The 1,091-nt window shown below is 75.3% G+C and carries 1 protein-coding gene; it reads left to right on the top strand.

All coding sequences use genetic code 11. The annotated features are described in order from the left end of the window. Positions 1-3 precede the first annotated feature (3 nt). Positions 4-1,091: serine/threonine-protein kinase (locus tag ACFV9O_RS40715; RefSeq protein WP_385428193.1), on the top strand; the 1,088-nt coding region annotated here is incomplete at its 3' end.

Below are 1,091 nucleotides of genomic sequence, written 5' to 3'. Positions count from 1 at the left end.
GGTGTGTTCGACCTGCCCGGCAGCGGGGCCAAGCCACTGCTACCGGACGACCCGGCGTGGATCGGCGGGATTCCCCTCGCCGGACGGCTGGGCACCGGCGGGATGGGGCGCGTCTTCCTCGGCGTCCACGAGGGGCGGTACGTCGCGGTCAAACAGGTGCTGCCGTCGGTCGCGGGCGAGGACCAGGACTTCGTCCGCCGCTTCGGGCACGAGCTGGACAACCTCTCCCGGCTGCCCGGGGAGGCCACCGCCCCGCTGATCGCCAGCGACCGCGACGCCCGTCCCCCGTGGCTCGCCACCGCCTACGTGCCCGGGCTCACCCTCAGCGACGCCGTCCGGAGGCACCAGGGCCCGCTGCCCGCCGAGGCGGTGTGGCTGCTGCTGCGCGAGGCCGCCAAGGGGCTCGTCCCGGTGCACGACCTCGGCATGGTCCACCGGGACCTGAAGCCGTCCAACGTGATGCTGACGGTCGAGGGCGCGACGGTCATCGACTTCGGCGTGGCCCGGGCCACCGAGCAGAGCCAGCTGACCCGGAGCGGCGTGGTGGTCGGCACCCCTGCCTACATGGCCCCGGAACAGGCCGTCACGCGGCGCGACCTGACCGGCGCCGTCGACGTGTTCGCGCTGGGGTCGGTCCTCGCGTACGCGGCCGGCGGCAAGCCGCCCTTCGGCGAGGAGTCCGGCCCCGCCGTCCTGTACCGCATCGTGCACGAGGAACCCGGGCTGGAGGCGGTTCGGGAGCTGGACACCGCCCTCGCCGACCTCGTCACCGCCTGCCTCGCCAAGGACCCCGAGGCCCGCCCCACCGCGGCCGAGCTGGTCCGGCGCGCCACGGGGCGCGGACCGTCCACCGCGCCCCTGTGGCCGGACTCCTTCAGCGCCGACCTGGCGGAGAAGGCGGCCTTCGCGGCGAACGTCCAGGAGCTGGACCCCCCACCGCCCGTCTCCGTGGAGACACTCGACCTGGGCGAGAAGGCCCGCCCGAAGCCCCCCGGCGAGCGGCGGCGCCGCAACCGCGTGTTCCTCGCCGTCGTCCCCGTCGTCGTGGCGGGCGGAGCGACCCTCGCCGTCCAGTTGCTCCCCCACACCTG

It is taken from the genome of Streptomyces sp. NPDC059909 (genome assembly GCF_042730885.1).
Classification (GTDB): domain Bacteria; phylum Actinomycetota; class Actinomycetes; order Streptomycetales; family Streptomycetaceae; genus Streptomyces.
Note: the sequence above shows the minus strand (reverse complement) of the source record. Positions and strands in the feature narration are given on the sequence as shown.